Here is a 1,699-nt window from a genome sequence, read left to right on the forward strand (position 1 = left end):
TACCTTTGTGGTATCAAACAAGAAATCAATATAAGTATAATTTTTTAAATATTTGAATTATGAAAACAATGAGTGAAATTATTGAGAAAATTGGGAACATGGTTTATGATGACATGGTATCTGGTTTTGAAGAGTATGTCAAGAATTACTTGAGTGAACACAACATCCATCTAAATAAGACTGGAGACAAAGGATGTAATAAAATCAAGATGACAAGGACTGACATTAAAGAAATGTTGGATGATTATCTCTATGAATACATTGATTGTGTTGATCTCGATTTCATTTCTGAAGAATGTACTGATGATATGATTGAGTATATTCAGAATGGAACAGATGAAGTGGTATTTGAAGATGAGTGATTTAGAATGACCTTTACTGGGTAGAGAAATCTTCAACTGTTTACACCCGGAGAGTTTTTAAGACTTTCCGGGTGTTTTGTTTTTATAAATACTATATACACAAAAGATTAGTAAGATGGTAAATGATTTTTTCAAACAGCATGAGCTTACAAACAACCGCAATTTCATTGGGGATATTAATACGTCCAAGACCGTATACACAGTACATGTCCGAGGTAAAAAGGAAGTGATTGTCCGGTTGATTAACGACATTGTCAATAATCCCAACTACGCCCATATTCCACCCACAGATGATGAACAAAGAATCATGTCTGCACTAAATCAGTTTAATAACCTTGTTAAATATATTCCACATATCGAAGTGCCGGAAACATCAGTGGATAACAATGTGCATTTCGACAGATACAGGGAAGTCGATGGTTTTTGTCTGCTTTCATTCTACATAGGTGAAATGCCTCGCAGACAATGGGGTTTGGTTGTCGGACCCTATACCGATACTGAATGGATAATTGATGAATACCGCGAGAACTGGTATCTGGATGAAAGTTCAGTGGAATACAAGTTCAGGCACTCTTACATTTATCAAAATACAGGACAAATTCCATTAAAGACAACCTATTCGACCAACCAGATGGATTTCCTTATGGAAAAATATCCGGTTCATTTTGGCTGTATAAAACTGGAACAATTAAACAGGGAAGCAGAAAAGAAAATATCGACGTGTACTAACTATGAAAATAAGGTATCAGGAGACAAACTCAAACAAATGCACCCTGATTTTCAGAAGACGCTCCTTTCTATATACCTGCTCACCCAAAGGGATTTATTCAAAATAAGGTATGAGATTGACTTCATAAAGGATATGTGGAGTAAACTGAATGAAAATGTGTATGGATATGACGATTACGACCTCTCGATGAGGTTCAGAGGTATTGACGCATTTTCTCCTACCAGCGATATAAATTTGGCGTTTGTAGGAGACAAATAAAAGAAAATGGAAAAACATTTTGCATTATCTAAATAATACATTTGGTGTTATCAACTAATTGTATTAATTTTGTGTTATAGATATACTTCTTCCTTATGTAGAAGAAGTCCTCAACAAGGACTTGGAAAGCAAACGCTATCCACTTAAGAAACAGGTTTTTAATCCATATCAAACGGTTATGATACTCGCTACTCACTTACGACCCATCACCTACTTTAATGGATATAAATATGTGATTATCATTCCATTAGACCAGTTGCAGAACAACTTCAACGAGGATGAATACTAACTGAAAATCAGTTAGTTAACTAATTAAAAATAAGGAACTTACAATAAGAACCACCTCAAT

General features: G+C 34.5%; 2 protein-coding genes. Both read left to right on the top strand.

Annotation, left to right across the window (positions count from 1 at the left end):
• Positions 1-59 precede the first annotated feature (59 nt).
• Positions 60-362 carry a hypothetical protein gene (locus ACI313_RS04920; protein ID WP_439755435.1) on the top strand — a complete coding sequence of 101 codons (303 nt, stop codon included), beginning with the start codon at positions 60-62 and terminating at the stop codon, positions 360-362.
• Between the two features lie 115 nt (positions 363-477).
• Positions 478-1,350, top strand: a complete 873-nt coding sequence (locus ACI313_RS04925; protein ID WP_439755436.1) for a hypothetical protein — start codon at positions 478-480, stop codon at positions 1,348-1,350.
• Positions 1,351-1,699: the final 349 nt, after the last annotated feature.

Origin of the sequence: Floccifex sp. (assembly GCF_051873495.1) — a bacterium.
Taxonomy (GTDB): domain Bacteria; phylum Bacillota_I; class Bacilli_A; order Erysipelotrichales; family Erysipelotrichaceae; genus Floccifex.

What these genes read in the sequence shown, in the direction of transcription:
- ACI313_RS04925 (WP_439755436.1), top strand. Translation starts at nt 478, where the DNA reads ATGGTAAATGATTTTTTCAAACAGCATGAGCTTACAAACAACCGCAAT.
- ACI313_RS04920 (WP_439755435.1), top strand. Translation starts at nt 60, where the DNA reads ATGAAAACAATGAGTGAAATTATTGAGAAAATTGGGAACATGGTTTAT.